Source organism: Pseudomonas sp. HMSC067G02 (assembly GCF_001813485.1).
GTDB classification, from domain to species: Bacteria; Pseudomonadota; Gammaproteobacteria; order Pseudomonadales; family Pseudomonadaceae; genus Pseudomonas; species Pseudomonas aeruginosa.
On the sequence record NZ_KV812698.1, the window covers coordinates 162,331 to 178,332 of the forward strand.

17 protein-coding genes are annotated in these 16,002 nt (G+C 67.4%); 13 read left to right on the forward strand and 4 right to left on the reverse strand.

Annotated elements, in window-relative coordinates:
- The first annotated feature begins 46 nt into the window (after nucleotides 1–46).
- The 7 genes from HMPREF2914_RS20960 (at nucleotide 47) to HMPREF2914_RS20990 (ending at nucleotide 6,266) form a co-directional block, all read left to right on the forward strand.
- Nucleotides 47–619 (forward strand): YceI family protein, encoded by a 573-nt coding sequence (locus HMPREF2914_RS20960; protein WP_003093949.1) that lies wholly within the window; start codon nucleotides 47–49, stop codon nucleotides 617–619.
- 74 nt (nucleotides 620–693) lie between these two features.
- Nucleotides 694–1,773 carry a phospholipase D-like domain-containing protein gene (locus HMPREF2914_RS20965; RefSeq protein ID WP_003120863.1) on the forward strand — a complete coding sequence of 360 codons (1,080 nt, stop codon included), beginning with the start codon at nucleotides 694–696 and terminating at the stop codon, nucleotides 1,771–1,773.
- A 99-nt stretch (nucleotides 1,774–1,872) separates the two neighbouring features.
- Nucleotides 1,873–3,153, forward strand: coding sequence for an acyltransferase family protein (locus HMPREF2914_RS20970; RefSeq protein WP_023092837.1), 1,281 nt, complete (start codon nucleotides 1,873–1,875; stop codon nucleotides 3,151–3,153).
- A gap of 93 nt (nucleotides 3,154–3,246) precedes the next feature.
- Nucleotides 3,247–3,858, forward strand: a complete 612-nt coding sequence (locus HMPREF2914_RS20975) for a DUF2846 domain-containing protein (RefSeq protein WP_023092836.1) — start codon at nucleotides 3,247–3,249, stop codon at nucleotides 3,856–3,858.
- 103 nt (nucleotides 3,859–3,961) lie between these two features.
- A complete protein-coding gene (locus tag HMPREF2914_RS20980; protein ID WP_139148221.1) occupies nucleotides 3,962–4,546 on the forward strand; it encodes a DJ-1/PfpI family protein in 585 nt (194 codons plus the stop codon).
- A 20-nt stretch (nucleotides 4,547–4,566) separates the two neighbouring features.
- Nucleotides 4,567–4,875 carry a ribbon-helix-helix domain-containing protein gene (locus HMPREF2914_RS20985; protein WP_003093942.1) on the forward strand — a complete coding sequence of 103 codons (309 nt, stop codon included), beginning with the start codon at nucleotides 4,567–4,569 and terminating at the stop codon, nucleotides 4,873–4,875.
- 83 nt (nucleotides 4,876–4,958) lie between these two features.
- Entirely contained in the window at nucleotides 4,959–6,266 is a 1,308-nt protein-coding gene (locus tag HMPREF2914_RS20990; protein WP_073646363.1) for an Nramp family divalent metal transporter, read from the forward strand.
- Nucleotides 6,267–6,362: 96 nt separating this feature from the next.
- On the opposite strand, the gene HMPREF2914_RS20995 is transcribed toward HMPREF2914_RS20990, so the two are convergent.
- Nucleotides 6,363–7,886 (reverse strand): fumarate hydratase, encoded by a 1,524-nt coding sequence (locus HMPREF2914_RS20995; protein ID WP_003093938.1) that lies wholly within the window; start codon nucleotides 7,884–7,886, stop codon nucleotides 6,363–6,365.
- A gap of 277 nt (nucleotides 7,887–8,163) precedes the next feature.
- Between HMPREF2914_RS20995 and HMPREF2914_RS21000 the strand changes: the two genes are divergently transcribed.
- The 3 genes from HMPREF2914_RS21000 to HMPREF2914_RS21010 all read left to right on the forward strand — a co-directional run bounded on the left by HMPREF2914_RS21000 (nucleotide 8,164) and on the right by HMPREF2914_RS21010 (nucleotide 11,049).
- The gene (locus HMPREF2914_RS21000; protein ID WP_003093937.1) at nucleotides 8,164–9,291 is read left to right on the forward strand and encodes a GGDEF domain-containing protein; all 1,128 of its coding nucleotides are present in this window, start codon (nucleotides 8,164–8,166) and stop codon (nucleotides 9,289–9,291) included.
- A complete protein-coding gene (locus tag HMPREF2914_RS21005) occupies nucleotides 9,284–10,210 on the forward strand; it encodes an iron-sulfur-binding ferredoxin reductase (protein WP_003134650.1) in 927 nt (308 codons plus the stop codon). Before HMPREF2914_RS21000 ends, HMPREF2914_RS21005 begins: the two co-directional genes overlap by 8 nt.
- Nucleotides 10,211–10,275: 65 nt before the next feature.
- On the forward strand, nucleotides 10,276–11,049 hold the full coding sequence (locus HMPREF2914_RS21010; protein ID WP_003110043.1) for an enoyl-CoA hydratase: 774 nt from the start codon (nucleotides 10,276–10,278) through the stop codon (nucleotides 11,047–11,049).
- Nucleotides 11,050–11,238: 189 nt separating this feature from the next.
- Here HMPREF2914_RS21010 and pyk read toward each other — a convergent pair whose 3' ends face one another.
- The 3 genes from pyk to HMPREF2914_RS21025 form a co-directional block, all read right to left on the reverse strand.
- A complete protein-coding gene (gene pyk / locus HMPREF2914_RS21015) occupies nucleotides 11,239–12,690 on the reverse strand; it encodes a pyruvate kinase (RefSeq protein WP_003093930.1) in 1,452 nt (483 codons plus the stop codon).
- A gap of 82 nt (nucleotides 12,691–12,772) precedes the next feature.
- Nucleotides 12,773–13,687, reverse strand: a complete 915-nt coding sequence (locus HMPREF2914_RS21020; RefSeq protein ID WP_003093926.1) for a universal stress protein — start codon at nucleotides 13,685–13,687, stop codon at nucleotides 12,773–12,775.
- Nucleotides 13,688–13,771: 84 nt separating this feature from the next.
- A complete protein-coding gene (locus tag HMPREF2914_RS21025) occupies nucleotides 13,772–14,578 on the reverse strand; it encodes a tol-pal system YbgF family protein (protein WP_003141225.1) in 807 nt (268 codons plus the stop codon).
- Between the two features lie 93 nt (nucleotides 14,579–14,671).
- Between HMPREF2914_RS21025 and HMPREF2914_RS21030 the strand changes: the two genes are divergently transcribed.
- The 3 genes from HMPREF2914_RS21030 (at nucleotide 14,672) to HMPREF2914_RS21040 (ending at nucleotide 15,998) form a co-directional block, all read left to right on the forward strand.
- Nucleotides 14,672–15,055: a tetratricopeptide repeat protein gene (locus tag HMPREF2914_RS21030; RefSeq protein ID WP_003141224.1), complete on the forward strand. Its 384-nt coding sequence runs from the start codon at nucleotides 14,672–14,674 to the stop codon at nucleotides 15,053–15,055.
- A 100-nt stretch (nucleotides 15,056–15,155) separates the two neighbouring features.
- Nucleotides 15,156–15,578, forward strand: coding sequence for a DUF4124 domain-containing protein (locus HMPREF2914_RS21035; RefSeq protein ID WP_003093901.1), 423 nt, complete (start codon nucleotides 15,156–15,158; stop codon nucleotides 15,576–15,578).
- A gap of 60 nt (nucleotides 15,579–15,638) precedes the next feature.
- Nucleotides 15,639–15,998, forward strand: coding sequence for a PilZ domain-containing protein (locus tag HMPREF2914_RS21040; protein WP_003093898.1), 360 nt, complete (start codon nucleotides 15,639–15,641; stop codon nucleotides 15,996–15,998).
- Nucleotides 15,999–16,002 lie beyond the last annotated feature (4 nt).

Consider the following 16,002-nt stretch of genomic DNA (forward strand, 5'->3'; position numbering starts at 1 on the left):
CCCAGGCGGCCGGTTTAAGGTGGCGCCGGACGCAAAGGGAGCCCGCATGCACAAGTTGATCTGCCTCGGCCTGGCCCTCCTGGCCTTGCCGGTCCAGGCCGCCTGGTACCTGGACTACGAGTCGTCGCGACTCAGTTTCATCTCCACCAAGAACGCTACCCTTTCGGAAGTCGGCCGCTTCCTGGTCATGCACGGCAAGGTCGACGACAAGGGGCAGGCGCGCCTGCGCGTCGAGCTGGACTCGGTGAGCACCGACATCCCGCTGCGCGACGAACGCATCCGCGAGCATCTGTTCGAGACCAAGCGCTTCGCCGAGGCGGAGATCACCGCCCAGCTCGACCTGGCGCCGATCGTCGAGCTGGCCGACGGCGTGCAACTGGAAATGCGCCAGCCGGTGACCGTCAGCCTGCACGGCAAGCGCAAGAGCTACGCCAGCGACCTGTTGGTGACCCGCCTGGACGAGCATCGCTTCCAGGTGGTGACCCTGTCGCCGCTGGTGCTGGACGCCGCCGACTTCGACCTCGCCCCCGGCATCGAGACCCTGCGCAAGCTGGCCGGCGCCGGCAGCATCGGGCTCTCGGTGCCGGTCGGCGCCGTGCTGATCTTCACTTCGCGGTGAGCGGCCCGGTCTTTCCCTGGCGCAGCGACAACCGCTTCGCCCTGCTCAATGACGGCGTGCGGTTCTTCCCGCGCATGCTGCTGGCCATCGAGGCGGCGCAGCGGAGCATCGAGCTGGAGCTGTACCTGGTGGAAGACGGGCATTGCGCCGAACTGTTTCTCGTCGCCCTGCTGGATGCCCGCCGCCGGGGCGTCGCCGTGCGCTGCCTGTTCGACGGCTTCGGCTGCCTCGGCCTGGGCAGCGCCTGGATCCAGCGCCTGCGCGAGGCCGGCGGCGAACTGCGGCTGTACAACCCGCTGCGCTGGAAGCTGACTGGCGGCAATCTCTACCGCGACCATCGCAAGCTGCTGCTGGTGGACGGGCGCCTCGGTTATGTCGGCGGCGCCGGGATCACCGACGAATTCTGGGAACCGGTCAGCGACGTCAGCGCCTGGCGCGAGGTGATGGTCGAGATGGACGGCCCGGTGGTGGCGGACTGGGCGGCGCTGTTCGAGCGGCAATGGCTGGCCTGTCTCGAAGAGAAAGCCTGGAAGCCCCGCGAGGGCATGACCCTTACCCGCCTTCCGCCGCAGCCGGGGGCGGCCCGTGGGTTGGGCCGGGTGGCCTACGCCGACGCCCGCCAGCACCGCGACATCCTGCAATCGCTGGTCCGCGCGCTGAACGGCTCGCGCCGACGGATCTGGCTGGCGACGCCGTACTTCCTGCCGACCTGGAAGGTTCGCCGGGCCCTGCGCAAGGCCGCCCAGCGCGGCGTGGAGGTGCGCCTGCTGCTGGCCGGGCGGCTCACCGACCACGCCCCGGTGCGCTATGCCGGGCAGCGCTACTACCCGCGCCTGCTGCGCGCCGGCGTGCGCATCCACGAATACCAGCCGCGCTTCCTGCACCTGAAGATGGTCATGGTCGACGATTGGGTGAGCGTCGGCTCCTGCAACTTCGATCATTGGAATCTACGCTTCAACCTCGACGCCAATCTCGAGGCCCTCGACCCGGACTTCACCAATGAGGCGGCGGCGAGCCTGCTGGCGGACTTCGCCGACAGCCGCGAGGTGACCCTGGCGATGTGGCGCGCGCGACCCCTGTGGATGCGCCTGCACCAGCGCCTGTGGGGTTGGCTGGACCGGGTAGTGGTGAATTTCCTCGACCGCCGGCGCTAGGGCGCGGCCGTTCGTAGCCGCTGGCCGGCCCGGTGAAACTTGCCGGGGAGCTTGCGGGTCTACCCCGGACCGCCCATTACAATGACAAAGGAGAGATGCGTGGCAACGCCCGACTCCAAGGAACGTTTCATCGGACTGGAATGGTTGCGCTTCCTGCTCGGCCTGTACGTGGTGGTGTACCACACCCTGCATACCTATCCGAAAGAGCAGAAGTTTCCCGGTCTCGATGAACTGACCAGCCTGGGGTTCTTCGCCACCAGTACCTTCTTCGTGCTTTCCGGCTTCCTCCTGGCCCATGTCTACGCACGCAGCGGCCGGTTGCGCGAAAGCGCCCGCAGCTTCTGGACCAAGCGACTGTCCAATCTCTATCCGCTGCACCTGTTCTCCCTGCTGCTGTCGATCCTGGTGCTGCTGGCCCTCAGCCACCTGGGAATCGGTCCCGAGCTGGACAAGGCCACCCCGCGCTTCGTCATCTACGACACCAACGAAGTGCTCGGCCGCACCCACCCGGAACTCTTCCTGCACTGGATGAGCAACACCGAACTGTTCGTCAACAGCATCCTGCAGATCCTCCTGCTGCAGGCCTGGAATCCCTATTACCTGACCTTCAACGCGCCGTTGTGGTCGCTGTCGACGCTGATGTTCTTCTACCTGGCGTTTCCCTTCGTCGCCCCGCGGCTGATGCGCAGCCGGCACAAGTGGAAGGTGCTGGCGCTGGTCTGGCTGGTCTACCTGATCCCGCCGGCGCTGGTAGTGGCCAGCGAGAGCTACGGGATCCCCTGGACCGGCCTGCTGCACCGCAATCCGTTGCTGCGCCTGCCGGAATTCCTTGGCGGCATCCTGGCCTACGGGTTGTTCCGCGGCTACCGCGACCGCGGCATGGTGCCGGGACGTGGCCTGCTGGCCGCGCTGGTGGCGCTGGTGGTGGCGGCCTTCCTGGTGGCCGACTACCTGTTCACCCAGGGCGCCAAGCATTGGTACTTCCTGCTGCACAACGGCCTGCTGCTGCCGGCCCAGTTGCTGCTGGTGTGCCTTTGCGCGCTGCCCGCCGACCCGAAGAGCGCTTTCGTCCGCCACTGGTCGCCGCGCCTGGGGGCCGCCTCGCTGTCGCTGTTCGCCCTGCATGTGCCGATGTTCACCCTGTTCTCCCGTAGCGAGCGCCTTATCGCCGTGCCGGGGCGTTGTCTCGACGACTGGCGCGCCTGCACCGAGGCGGCGGCCGCGCTGCCATCGTCGCTGCTCTACTACCCGCTGTTCCTGGTCCTGCTGGTGGCGTTCTGCGTACTGTTCCAGGAGCGCGGCGTGGTGCCGGTGCGCAAGTGGCTGGTGCGCCGGCTGATGCCGACGCCGGCGCTGGCCAAGGTGCCGCGCCCGGCCTGAGGCCGTTCTCCCGGAGAACCGGACTTTCGACGGGTGGCAGGCCCGACCCGGCTGGTTATGCTGCGCGGATAACCATAAGAAGAGGGATGGAGCATGCTGCGCAGCCTGTCGCTGGCCCTGTCGATCGTCGCGAGCCTGGTCGGCTGCAGCACGCCCGGCGCGTTCTTCGGTGCGGTGGACGGACCGGCCTTCGTCGCCCATCCGAGCGCCGATGCCAGCCACGCCACCGTCTACCTCTACCGTCCGCGGAGCCAGTGGGCGGACGAGGAACTCGAGGCGCCGGGGATCTTCCTCAACAACGAACTGATCGGCAGCCTGCCGAGCAACGGCTACCTGGCGTTCGAGTTCGAGACCGGCAGCTACAAGCTGGAAATGCGCCGGCCGCTGGCGGGCAGCTTCTGGACCCTGTTCGCCGACGGTCCGATGGATTTCACCCGCATCGCCAGCTTCATGCTCGAGGCCAGGGCCGGCTCGGTCTACTACCTGCGCTACGACGAACTCAACCCGCCACCGAAGAGCGAGAACCCGGCGGGTGAGGGCGATGGCCCGCTGCAATTGGTGGCGGCCGATCTCGGCGCTGCGGAAATCGGCGCTACCCACCAGGTCCAGGAGCCCATGCAGTTCGCCGCCAGCGGCTACCGGAAACGCGTGCAGCGCTCGTTCTGGGAAGGCGTCGGGCGGGCCCTGGACAAGATCGGCATCTGAACCCGGCACGCGTGTAGTAACCGTCTATTACCCGCGTCCCCCTGCGGATTGGCTACCTTAGGTGCATCCCCGGTATGACCGGGCCCTGCCCGAAGGAGTGCGCGTGATGGCTGCGAAGAAGATCCTGATGCTGGTCGGCGACTATGCCGAAGACTACGAAACCATGGTCCCGTTCCAGGCCCTGCAGATGGTGGGCCACCAGGTGCATGCGGTGTGTCCGGACAAGCGGGCCGGGCAAAGCGTGCGCACCGCCATCCACGATTTCGAAGGCGACCAGACCTACAGTGAGAAGCCGGGCCACAACTTCACCCTCAATGCCGACTTTGCCCAGGCCCGCGCCGAGGATTACGATGCCCTGCTGATCCCCGGCGGCCGCGCCCCCGAATACCTGCGCCTGAACGAGCAGGTGCTGGCTCTGGTGCGTGCCTTCGACGCCGCGCGCAAGCCGATCGCCGCGGTCTGCCATGGCGCCCAGCTGCTGGCCGCCGCCGGCGTCCTGCAAGGGCGGGCGTGCAGCGCCTATCCGGCCTGCGCCCCGGAGGTGCGGCTGGCCGGCGGCGAGTACGTCGACATTCCGTCGGACCAGGCCCACGTCGACGGCCACCTGGTCACTGCGCCGGCCTGGCCGGCGCATCCGGCGAGGCTGGCGCGCTTCCTTGAGGTGCTCGGCACCCGTATCAGCCACTGAGACCCAGGAGACCCCCGCGCATGTGCGAACTCTATGTGAAAGCCGACCCGATCCTCTATGAATCGCGCTCGCGTTCCTTGCGCATCCGCGGGGTGGTGACCACCCTGCGCCTGGAGAACCAGTTCTGGGACATCCTCCGGGAAATCGCCGAAGGCGAGGGCCTGAGCACCAACCAGTTGATCACCAAGCTCTACGAGGAAGTGATGGACTATCGCGGCGAGGTGCTCAACTTCGCCTCCTTCCTGCGTGTCAGTTGCACCCGCTACCTGGCGCAGCGGCGCGAGAAGGTCGCCGAGCTGAGCCTGGTCGGCCAGCGCGCCCAGGCCTGAGGGGAGGGAAGACGCGACCGGGGTGAAACGTTTAGGCTGGTCGCACTTCCTCCCCGATCCGGCGTCGCCTCGTGAAATACTCCCTGCCCACCACGGCCACCGCGCCGTTCTGTCCCTCGGCGGTCAGCCACAGCGTGGCGGTGCCGGCCGACGCCTCGCCGCTGCGCAAGCTGGCGCTGTTCGTCGGCCCCGGCCTGCTGGTCTCGGTCGGCTACATGGACCCCGGCAACTGGGCCACCGCCATCGAGGCGGGCTCGCGCTTCGGCTACGCGCTGCTGTTCGTGGTGGTGCTGGCGAGCTTTTCCGGGATGCTCCTGCAAAGCCTCTGTTCGCGCCTGGGGATCGCCACCGGCCGCGACCTCGCGCAGCTCTCCCGGGAGCGCTATCGCCCTGGCGTGGCGCGTGGCCAATGGCTGCTGGCGGAACTGTCGATCGTCGCCACCGACCTTGCCGAGGTGCTCGGCGCGGCGCTGGCCTTCCACCTGCTGCTGGGCGTCTCGATTACCACCGGGGTGGTCCTCACCGCCTTCGATACCCTGATCGTGCTGGCCCTGCAGGGCGCCAACTTCCGCCGCCTGGAGGCCATAGTGCTGGGGCTGATCGCGACCATCGGCGCGTGTTTCTTCGTCGAACTGGTGCTGATCGGCCCCTACTGGCCGGATGTCGCCGCCGGCCTGCGGCCATCCTGGGACACCCTGAGCAGCCAGGAGCCGCTGTACCTGGCGATCGGCATCCTCGGCGCGACGGTGATGCCGCACAACCTCTACCTGCATTCGTCCGTGGTGCAGACCCGGGTCAGCGGCGACGACGCGGCGAGCAAACGCTCGGCGATCCGCTTTTCCCGGCTCGACACCATCGGCTCGCTGTCCCTGGCGCTGCTGGTCAATGCGGCGATCCTGATCCTCGCCGCCGCGGCTTTCCACGGCAGCGGCCATACCGAGGTGGTGGAGATCCAGGACGCCTACCACCTGCTCGACCCGTTGGTGGGCGGCGCCCTGGCCAGCTTCCTGTTCGGCTTCGCCCTGCTGGCGGCGGGGCAAAGCTCGACCTTCACCGGCACCATTGCCGGGCAGGTGGTGATGGAGGGTTTCCTCCGGGCGAAGATTCCCTGCTGGCAGCGGCGCCTGATCACCCGCGGCCTGGCCCTGGTGCCGGCCTTGATCGGCGTGCTCTGGCTGGGCGAAGGCGCGGTAGGCAAGCTGCTGGTGCTCAGCCAGGTGGTGCTCAGCCTGCAATTGCCGTTCGCCCTGTGGCCGCTGATTCGCTTCAGCAGCGACCGGGGCCTCATGGGGGAGTTCGTCAACCCGCGCTGGGTCAGCGCGCTGGCCTGGTCGTTGTTCGGCCTGATCTCGGCGGCGAACCTGACCTTGCTGTATTTCTGGTTCGGCTGAACCAAGGCGCCTGCGGCGCTGCCAGCCCAGGCTCCCGCCAGTGGCCGTACGAAAAAGCCCGGCGCGGGGCCGGGCTTTTCCAGGGACGGAGCAGGCTTACTTGACCTCGACCGCCAGGCTTTCGGCGATCTTCTTCTGCCAGACCGCCGGGCCGGTGATGTGCACCGACTCGCCGTTGGTGTCAACCGCGACGGTGACCGGCATGTCCTTCACCTCGAACTCGTAGATCGCTTCCATGCCCAGTTCGGCGAAGGCCAGCACCTTGGACTTCTTGATCGCCTGGGCGACCAGGTAGGCGGCGCCGCCGACGGCCATCAGGTATACCGCCTTGTTGTCCTTGATCGCCTCGATGGCGATGGGACCGCGCTCGGACTTGCCGATCATGCCCAGCAGGCCGGTCTGTTCGAGGATCTGGCGGGTGAACTTGTCCATCCGGGTGGCGGTGGTGGGACCGGCCGGGCCGACCACCTCGTCGCCGACCGGATCGACCGGGCCGACGTAATAGATGAAGCGGCCTTTCAGGTCCACCGGCAGCGTTTCGCCCTTGTTCAGCATGTCGACCATGCGCTTGTGCGCGGCGTCGCGGCCGGTGAGCATCTTGCCGTTGAGCAGCAGGGTCTCGCCCGGTTTCCAGCTTTGCACCTCTTCCGGGGTGATCTTGTCCAGGTCGACGCGGCGCGCGGACGGGCCGGCTTCCCAGACGATCTCCGGGTAGGCGTCGAGCGACGGCGCTTCCAGTTCGGCGGGGCCGGAGCCGTCGAGCACGAAGTGGGCGTGGCGGGTCGCGGCGCAGTTGGGGATCATGCACACCGGCAGCGAGGCGGCGTGGGTCGGGTAGTCCATGATCTTGACGTCGAGCACGGTGGTCAGGCCGCCCAGGCCCTGGGCACCGATGCCCAACTGGTTGACCTTCTCGAACAGCTCCAGGCGCAGTTCCTCGATGCGGTTCTGCGGGCCGCGGGCCTTCAGTTCGTGGATGTCGATCGGGTCCATGAGGACTTCCTTCGCCATCACCGCTGCTTTCTCCGCGGTGCCGCCGATGCCGATGCCGAGCATGCCCGGCGGGCACCAGCCGGCGCCCATGGTCGGTACAGTCTTCAGCACCCAGTCGACGATCGAGTCGGACGGGTTGAGCATGGCCATCTTCGACTTGTTCTCCGAGCCGCCGCCCTTGGCCGCGACATCGACTTCGACCTTGTCGCCGGGAACGATGGAGTAGTGGATCACCGCCGGCGTGTTGTCCTTGGTGTTCTTCCGCGCGCCGGCCGGGTCGGCCAGGATCGAGGCGCGCAGGACGTTCTCCGGCAGGTTGTAGGCGCGGCGCACGCCTTCGTTGATCATATCGTCGACGCTCATGGTAGCGCCGTCCCAGCGCACGTCCATGCCGACCCGGACGAACACGGTGACGATCCCGGTGTCCTGGCAGATCGGGCGGTGGCCGGTGGCGCACATGCGCGAGTTGATCAGGATCTGCGCCATGGAGTCGCGGGCAGCCGGCGATTCTTCGCGCAGGTAGGCCTCATGCATGGCCTGGATGAAATCGACCGGGTGGTAGTAGGAGATGAACTGCAGGGCATCGGCGACGCTCTGGATCAGGTCGTCTTGCTTGATCACGGCCATGGAGCACGGTCCTCTTCAGGCGGGTAATTCGGATGCGGGGCAGGGTCACGGAGCCGGCCGCAGCCGAGGAGCGCGCCGGTCAGGCACCGGCGCAAAAAAGGCGCGACAGTATAGCCGTTCCGGCGAGACGGGCGCACGCGCCGACGATCAGACCTTGGTCGGCCAGCCGGCTGGTCGGCCGATAAATCCGCGGTCCGCTAGCTGGCAGTTCGTTCGACTAGGCAACCCGCAGGGGGCAGGGTACATTGCGGCCAGGTGCCATTACGGGACGGAGCCCATGCGCACAGACAAGCCTCCTCTGAAACAGCGTGCGCTGCAAAAGCTCTTGCTCCGCCGGTTCGGCATGGCCGCAGGCACCTACCTGCTCGGCCTGGTCCTGCTCTGGCTGGCGCTACTCAGCGGCTTCTACCGCGCAGCGCCGACCACCGCGGCAGCCAGCACCACCCTGGTGGTGGCTTGCCAACTGGCCTTCCTCTGGCTGTTCGCCAGCGGTCGCAACCTGCGTTACGCCGATCCCAGCCTGACCGAGCCGCAGGTGCTGGTGGCGATCGCCTGGCTGACCTATTTCCTCTATCACGTCGACAGCCTGCGCGGCACCTTCATGGTGTTCTACGTGCTGGCCCTGCTGTTCGGCGTGTTCCAACTGCCGCCGCGGGTCTTCGCCCGCTGTGCGGCGCTGGCGTTCATCGCTTTTTCCGGCATCTACCTGGTAGAGGCCTTGCAGCAGCGTCTCGAGCTGCCGGGCCGGGCTGCATTGCAGGTGCTCGTGATGTTCATCGTAATGGTCTGGCTGAGCCTGTTCGCCAGCTACATACAGGCGATGCGGCAACGCATGCGCCAGCGCCGCTATGCCTTGCAGGCGCACCAGGACACGCTGCGCGGCATGATGCGCCAACTGGAAGACCTGGTGGCCACCGACGAACTCACCGGGCTGTTCAACCGCCGGCATTTCATGCGCCTGGCCAGTCGGGCGCTGGAAGACCTGCTGCCGAACCGGCAGCACGGCCTGGCGCTGATCGACCTCGATCACTTCAAGCGGATCAACGACCGCCACGGCCACGCCGCCGGCGATCGGGTCCTGCAGACCTTCGCCGCGGTGGCGCGTTCCTGTCTGCGCGATGGCGACGTCCTGGCCCGTTACGGCGGCGAGGAGTTCGTCCTGCTGCTGCCCCACGCCGACGCGGAACAGCTGGAAAGCTGTTGCGAACGCCTGCGCCTGGCGTTCGAACAGGCGGAACCGGTCGGGGTCACGGTGGATACCCTGAGCCTTTCGGTGGGCATGACCCTGCTGTATGCCGACGACGATCTCGACGAGGCCTTGCAGCGGGCCGACCAGGCGCTCTACCGTGCCAAGCGTGGCGGACGAAACCGCTGCGACGCCACCTGGGAGGTCACCAGTGCCTGACATACGGGTCGGCGAGCGACGTCTTGCCGTCGCCGCCGGCAGCAACCTGCTGGATGCGCTGCTCGCCGGCGGCATCGCCGTGCCCCATAGCTGCCGCGCCGGCAGTTGCCACGCCTGCCTGGTGCATTGCCTGCAGGGCGAGGTGGAAGACACCCTCCCGGAGGCGCTCGATCCGGTACGGCGCGAAGCGGGCTGGCGGCTGGCCTGTCAGTGCCGGGTGCTCGGCGACCTCGTGTTGCAGCCTTTCGATCCTGAGCGCGACGGGCTGCCGGCCAGGGTCGTCGCCTGCCACTGGCTGGGCGATGTGCTGCGCCTGCGCCTGGAGCCGGAGCGGCCCTTGCGCTATCGCGCCGGGCAGCACCTGCTGCTGTGGAGCGACGATGGCGTGGCGCGTCCCTATTCGCTGGCCAGCCTGCCTCACGAGGACCCATGGCTGGAGTTCCACATCGACTGTAGCGCTCCCGGCGCGTTCTGCGACCGCGCCCGGCGCCTGGCGCCTGGCGCGCTCCTGCGTCTGGGCGAGTTGCGCGGCGGGGCGTTGCGCTACGAGCCGGACTGGCAGGAGCGACCGCTGTTGCTGATGGCCGCCGGCACCGGGCTGGCGCCGCTCTGGGGGATACTTCGCGAAGCCTTGCGCGCGGAACACCAGGCGCCGATCCAGCTGCTGCACCTGGCGCGCGACCACTACCTGGCGAGCGAGTTGGCGGAGTTGGCCGGGCGTCATCCGCAACTGCGCGTCAACCTGGTGTCGGCGGCGCAGTTGCCCTCTGCCTTGGCCGATCTCCGCCTTGTTCCGCGGCGCAGCATGGCCTTACTCTGCGGCCAACCCGTCAGCGTCGAACGCTTCGCCCGGCATCTCTACCTGGCCGGCGTACCGCGTAGCCAGACCCTGGCGGACCTGTTCCTGCCCCACGCCTGACGCGGCGCCGGTGGCGGTGCCTTGCAGCCATTGCCGCGGCCTTGCGCCGCATCCCTGGAGTGACGATGAGCGAGCTGATTCGGGTCGAACGCGAAACAGGGCTGCTGACCCTGCGCCTGGACCGCCAGGACAAGAAGAACGCGCTGACCCGCGCGATGTACAGCCGGATGGCCGAGGCGCTGCTGGAGGCGCAGGCCGATACGGCTGTGCGGGTAGTGCTGATCACTGGCGGCGATGCCTGCTTCACCAGCGGCAACGACATCCTCGACTTCCTCGAGCAACCGCCATCCCTGCGCGACAGCCCGGTCGGCCGCTTCATGAGCGCCCTGCTGGAATTCCCCAAGCCGGTGATCGCCGCGGTGAACGGACCGGCGGTGGGTATCGGCACCACCCTGCTGCTGCATTGCGATCTGGTCTTCGTTGGTCGCAACGCGCGATTGAAGATGCCGTTCGTCAACCTCGGCCTGACACCGGAGTTCGGCTCGAGCCTGATCCTGCCGCGCATGCTCGGTCATGCCAGGGCTGCGGAATTGCTGATGCTTGGCCAGGACTTCAGCGGCGAGCAGGCGGCGGCCTGGGGCCTGGCCAATGCGGCGCTGGAGGATGGCGCCACGGTGCTGGAGCACGCCCGCGATGCGGCCCGGCGCTTCCTGCACCTGGCGCCCTCGGCGGTAGTGGAGAGCAAGCGCCTGATGAAAGCGCCGTTTATCGAGGAGCTTCGCCGGGTGATCGCCGAGGAAGGCGATATCTTCAGTACCCGACTGCGCTCGCCCGAGGCGATCGAGGCGCTCAGCGCCTTCATGCACCGGCGCCAGCCGGATTTCTCCAGGTTCGCCTGAGCACACCGCTGTTGGGCCAGCGGAGCGACGATCCGTAGGGCGGATAACGCCCCAGGCGTTATTCGCCGCGATGCGGCTGAAACGGCGGATAACCGCGTAGCGGTTATTCGCCCTACACCACGTTGAGTTAGCGGAGCGCCGGTCCGTAGGGCGGATAACGCCCCGGGCGTTATCCGCCGCGACGTGCGCTTATACCAGCAGGTCGCCGACGTGCAGCACCTTCATGGTGTTGGTGCCGCCTTGGGCGGTGTAGCTGTCGCCCTTGGTCAGGATCACCCAGTCGCCCTTGGTCACCACGCCGCGCTTGAGCAACTCGTCGACCGCGGCCTGGCTGACCTTCTCCGCCGGCAGCGCCGCCGGGTCGAAGGGGATGGTTTCCACGCCGCGGAACATCGCCACGCGAGCCTGGGTCTCGCGGTGCGGGGAGTAGGCGTAGATCGGTACCGACGAGCGGATGCGCGACATGATCAGCGGGGTGAAGCCGCTTTCGGTCAGGCAGATGATCGCCTTGATCCCCGGGAAGTGGTTGGCCGTGTACATCGACGCCAGGGCGATGCTCTCGTCGCAGCGGTCGAAAGTCTGGCCGAGGCGGTGGCTGGATTTCTGGCTGGTCGGGTGCTTCTCGGCGCCCTGGCAGACGCGGGCCATGGCTTTCACCGCTTCCACCGGGTACTCGCCGGCGGCGCTTTCCGCCGAGAGCATCACCGCGTCGGTGTAGTCGAGCACGGCGTTGGCCACGTCGGAGACTTCCGCGCGGGTCGGCATCGGGCTGTGGATCATCGACTCCATCATCTGGGTCGCGGTGATCACCACTTTATTGTTGCGGCGAGCGTGCAGGATGATTTTCTTCTGGATGCCGACCAGCTCGGCATCGCCGATTTCCACGCCGAGGTCGCCACGGGCCACCATCACCGCGTCGCTGGCACGAATCAGGCCGTCGAGGGCGTCGTCGTCGGCGACCGCCTCGGCGCGCTCGATCTTGGCCACCAGCCAGGCCTTGCCACCGGCCTCGGTGAGCAGGCGGCGGGCGTACTCCATGTCCTTGGCATCGCGCGGGAAGGAAACGGCCACGTAGTCCAGGTCCATGTCCGCGGCCAGCTTGATGTCGGCCTTGTCCTTGTCGGTCAGCGCCGGCGCGGTGAGACCGCCGCCGCGGCGGTTGATGCCCTTGTGGTCGGACAGCGGGCCGCCGATCAGCACCCGGCAGCGCAGTTCGTCGGCGGCGACTTCCTCGACCACCATCACCACCCGGCCGTCGTCCAGCAGCAGTTCATCGCCGACCCCGCAGTCCTTCACCAGGTCCGGGTAGTCGATGCCGACCACTTCCTGGGTACCGGCGTCGCGGGCGTGGCTGGTGGAGAAGCGGAACTTGTCGCCGACCTGCAATTCGATGCGCTTGTTGGCGAACTTGGCGATGCGGATCTTCGGTCCTTGCAGGTCGCCGAGCAGGGCGACGAAGCGGCCGTGCTTGGCCGCCAGTTCGCGCACCAGCCTGGCGCGGGCGCGGTGTTCATCGGGGGTGCCGTGGGAGAAGTTGAGGCGGGCGACGTCGATCCCGGCCAGGATCAGTTGCTCCAGCACTTCCGGGGAATTGCTGGCTGGGCCGAGGGTGGCGACGATTTTGGTGCGGCGAACGGACATGCAAAGGACTCCTTGGATAACGCTGGCGTGCAGGCTACCACCGGCGAGGCTCGGCGGCGACTGCGGAGTCATACTATCTGCATCAGATGTCATTTGTCGGTTTGAGCACCAGCAGGTCGCATTCCACCTCCTCCAGGACGCGTTCGGCGGTCTGCCCGATCAGCGCGTTGTCCAGGTGCCCCCGGGCGACCGCGCCCATCAGCAGCAGGTCGATGTCGTTGGCCCGGACGAAGTCGGGGATCGCCTGCTCGGCATAGCCGGCCAGCAGGTGGCGGCGCTCCGCGGCGATCTCCGGGTAGGCTGCCAGCAGGTCGTCGAAGGCCTGGCGGTGACGTTCCTCATGTTGCAGCACGAAACGCTCGTAACCGGCGAGCATTTCCGCGTCGAACAGCAGGCTGCGCGGCATCGCCGCGTGGGTATGCAGGTAGTCGGCGCGCAGCCCCAGGCTGGCTTCGAGCTGGCGGGCGGCGGCGATCAGCCGGTGATCGAGGGCGGCCGGCTTGTCGCTGGCATGCAGCGGGTCGAGCGCCGCGCACAGGCGCTGGCCGCGCCAGGCGTCGTGATGGACCAGCCAGAGCGGCTGCGGGCAGTGGCGGATCAATTGCCAGTCGCTGTTGCCCAGTAGCAGGCGGCGCAGCAGGTTGTGCTTGCGGGTGCTCTTGAGGACCAGGTCGGGCCGGGTTTCGCCGACCCGTTGCAGGACCATCCGGTCCAGCGGCTTGCCCCACTGGGCCTCGACCTGAGTGCGGATGCCGGCCTGCTGCAGCGGCATGGAAAGCTGCTCCAGCCAGGTGACCCGTTCGTCCAGGTAAAGGTCGCGGGCACGCTGCAGCGAGTGACTGTCGAAGAACAGCCCGCCGTCCAGCGCCGGGTTGAAGTCGCACAGCAGCAACTCGACGCTGGCGCCGCTGCGTTCGGCGATCCACTGGGCACGGGTAAGGGCCGGCTGTTCGTCGCTGCTCGGGTCGACGACCACCAGCAGGTTATGCAGGTTCATGGCAACGCTCCTGGCACTGGGCGGGAATGCCATTGCAGACCAGGCGCCGCGACGGGCGCTTGATCTGGGTCAGTCCGGCGGGGATCAGCGCGGTTGCACGTTGAGCGCCTGGTCGAGGTGCCGGCTGGCCTTGTTCGACAATTCGCCTTCAGGATAGTCGAGCAACTGGCGGCGCAGGTATTCGATGGCCTTGTCGCGGTTCGGGTGCGGGTTGTCCGGCGCCAGGTACATCAGGCCGAGCTGGTAGAGGGCCTTTTCCTTTATACCGGCAGGAATCGCCGGATCGTTGACCGCCAGCAGGTAGAGCTCGGCGGCTTCGTCGACGCGATCCTTGAGCACCGCGCGGCGCGACAGCAGGGTCATGTCCGGGTCGAGGCTGGTCTTGTAGAGATCGAGGTTCTGCTGTGGTTTCCAGGTGGCGAGCAATTCACGGGCGCTCTTCTGCACCGGCTCCCTGGCTCGCTGCCGCATCGCCAGCAGGCGCGCCTGGGCATGCTCGGCGGCGTGGGTGCCGGGGAACTCGCGGACCACGCGCTGGAAGTAGTCGGTGGCCTTGGCGTCGTCGCGCTGGTCGTTGTAGCGGCTCATGTAGATCAGGCCGATCTGGTACAGCGAGATACCGCGCACTTCGGCGCTGTAGCGGCTATTGTCGTAGCCGGTGAGGTAGAGCTTCTCCGCCTCGGTGCTCCTGTTGTCGCGGATCGCCATGGCGCTGTAGGTCAGCAGGTCGCCTTCCTCCTCGATGGCGGCGGTCATGCGGTTGCTCTTCATCTGCTTGTATTCGGCGACTTCGCCAGTGGTCACCTGGGCGACGAACAGCGGCGTGGTCGGCGAGCAGGCGGCCAGCAGCGACAGCAACGGGAGCAGGACGAGACGGCGGGCGAAGCGCATGGCATCTCCTTGGCGCCAGGGCGAGGGGCATCCCAGTCTAGTCAGGCCCTTCAGTCACGCCAATACGCGCCGATACAGTTCCCAACGGAGGATATGCCTATGCGAAGCTTGATCGTTGCCTGCCTGGCGCTGAGTGCCACCGGTTGTAACAGCTGGTCGCTGAACAGCGACCTGAACGGGGCCTACCGCGCCTACGACAAAGGCGATTGCGCACAGGTGATGCTCGACCTGTCGCGGGCCGAACGGCGGATTCGCGCGCGGCCCTACCTGCAGCCGGAAATCTCGCTGCTGCGCGGCCAGTGCCTGGAACGCCAGAGCCTGTTCGTCGACGCGGCGCAGACCTACCACTTCATCATCGCCCGTTACCCCACCAGCGAATATGCCTACCGTGCCAAGGCGCGGCTGGAGACGTTGCGCCAGTTGGGCCGGCTGAACGAGACGCCGGCCTCGGCCAGCGCCGTGCCGACCCGCCTGTAGGCGGCCGGGAGACTGGACGGGCGTTCAGGCTGACCGTCGGTCGCATGGGACCCCGGTCGATCCGGTAAGCTTCGTCCTGGATTTCACGGAGGAGGTTCGCATGCGTGCCCTGTGGTTCTGTGTCGCCCTGATGCCCGTGCTGGCACAGGCGGACATCTATCGCTGGACCGATGCCCAGGGCAAGGTACACTTCTCCGCCACGCCACCGGCCGGCGCGCAACGCGTCGAAGTCAGGCCGCAGGTGGTGGAACGTGACGCCGCGACCCGCCAGCGCGAGCAGCGCACCCAGGAGTATTTCGATGCTCGTCGCGAGGAACGCACCGCCGCCGCCGAACGTGCCGGCCAGCGCCAGGCTGCGCTGGCCGAGGAATGCGGGCGCTTGCGGCAACAGTTGTCCCAGCTCGAACGCGGCGGCCGCTTCTATCGGCAGGACGCCGGCGGCGGGCCGGTTTACCTGAGCGATGCCGAGCTGGACGCCATTCGTCGCGAACTGGCCTCGCGGGAGTCCGAACGCTGCCGCTGAGCTTGTTCCCCGAGCGCCGGCATCGTCATACTGGACTGCAAATCATAGCGAAATGCCATTATGGGTCTTCAACGACATATCCAGCGCCATCAGTTGCCCAGCTACCTGAAGGTGTTCAATCGCATCACCGACAAGCCGATGGGCTACATCGGCAACGTCTCCGAGGACGGCCTGCTGCTGATCAGCCAACTGCCGATGCTGGTCGGCGCGCGTTTCGAACTGCGCCTGAAGGTTCCGGGACTGGGCGGTCGCCCGCAATGCATCGATTTTTCCGCCGACTGCCGGTGGACCTGCGAGGACGTCACGCCCGGTCATTTCGATTCCGGCTTCCACCTGCTGGCGCCGCCCGCCGAATTCCTCGAACTGGTGGAGGCGCTGCGCCGCTACTTCAGCTTCCCCCGCCAGCCGCAGTCGGTCTGATCCG

Bases quoted from the DNA above. Each gene is read 5' to 3' on its own strand.
- HMPREF2914_RS20985 (WP_003093942.1), top strand. From the start codon at position 4,567: ATGTGCGAACTCTATGTGAAAGCCGACCCGATCCTCTATGAATCGCGC.
- HMPREF2914_RS21025 (WP_003141225.1), bottom strand. From the start codon at position 14,578: ATGCGCTTCGCCCGCCGTCTCGTCCTGCTCCCGTTGCTGTCGCTGCTG.
- HMPREF2914_RS20960 (WP_003093949.1), top strand. From the start codon at position 47: ATGCACAAGTTGATCTGCCTCGGCCTGGCCCTCCTGGCCTTGCCGGTC.
- HMPREF2914_RS21010 (WP_003110043.1), top strand. From the start codon at position 10,276: ATGAGCGAGCTGATTCGGGTCGAACGCGAAACAGGGCTGCTGACCCTG.
- HMPREF2914_RS21030 (WP_003141224.1), top strand. From the start codon at position 14,672: ATGCCTATGCGAAGCTTGATCGTTGCCTGCCTGGCGCTGAGTGCCACC.
- HMPREF2914_RS21020 (WP_003093926.1), bottom strand. From the start codon at position 13,687: ATGAACCTGCATAACCTGCTGGTGGTCGTCGACCCGAGCAGCGACGAA.
- pyk (WP_003093930.1), bottom strand. From the start codon at position 12,690: ATGTCCGTTCGCCGCACCAAAATCGTCGCCACCCTCGGCCCAGCCAGC.
- HMPREF2914_RS20965 (WP_003120863.1), top strand. From the start codon at position 694: ATGCTGCTGGCCATCGAGGCGGCGCAGCGGAGCATCGAGCTGGAGCTG.
- HMPREF2914_RS21000 (WP_003093937.1), top strand. From the start codon at position 8,164: ATGCGCACAGACAAGCCTCCTCTGAAACAGCGTGCGCTGCAAAAGCTC.
- HMPREF2914_RS20995 (WP_003093938.1), bottom strand. From the start codon at position 7,886: ATGGCCGTGATCAAGCAAGACGACCTGATCCAGAGCGTCGCCGATGCC.
- HMPREF2914_RS20975 (WP_023092836.1), top strand. From the start codon at position 3,247: ATGCTGCGCAGCCTGTCGCTGGCCCTGTCGATCGTCGCGAGCCTGGTC.
- HMPREF2914_RS21035 (WP_003093901.1), top strand. From the start codon at position 15,156: ATGCGTGCCCTGTGGTTCTGTGTCGCCCTGATGCCCGTGCTGGCACAG.
- HMPREF2914_RS21040 (WP_003093898.1), top strand. From the start codon at position 15,639: ATGGGTCTTCAACGACATATCCAGCGCCATCAGTTGCCCAGCTACCTG.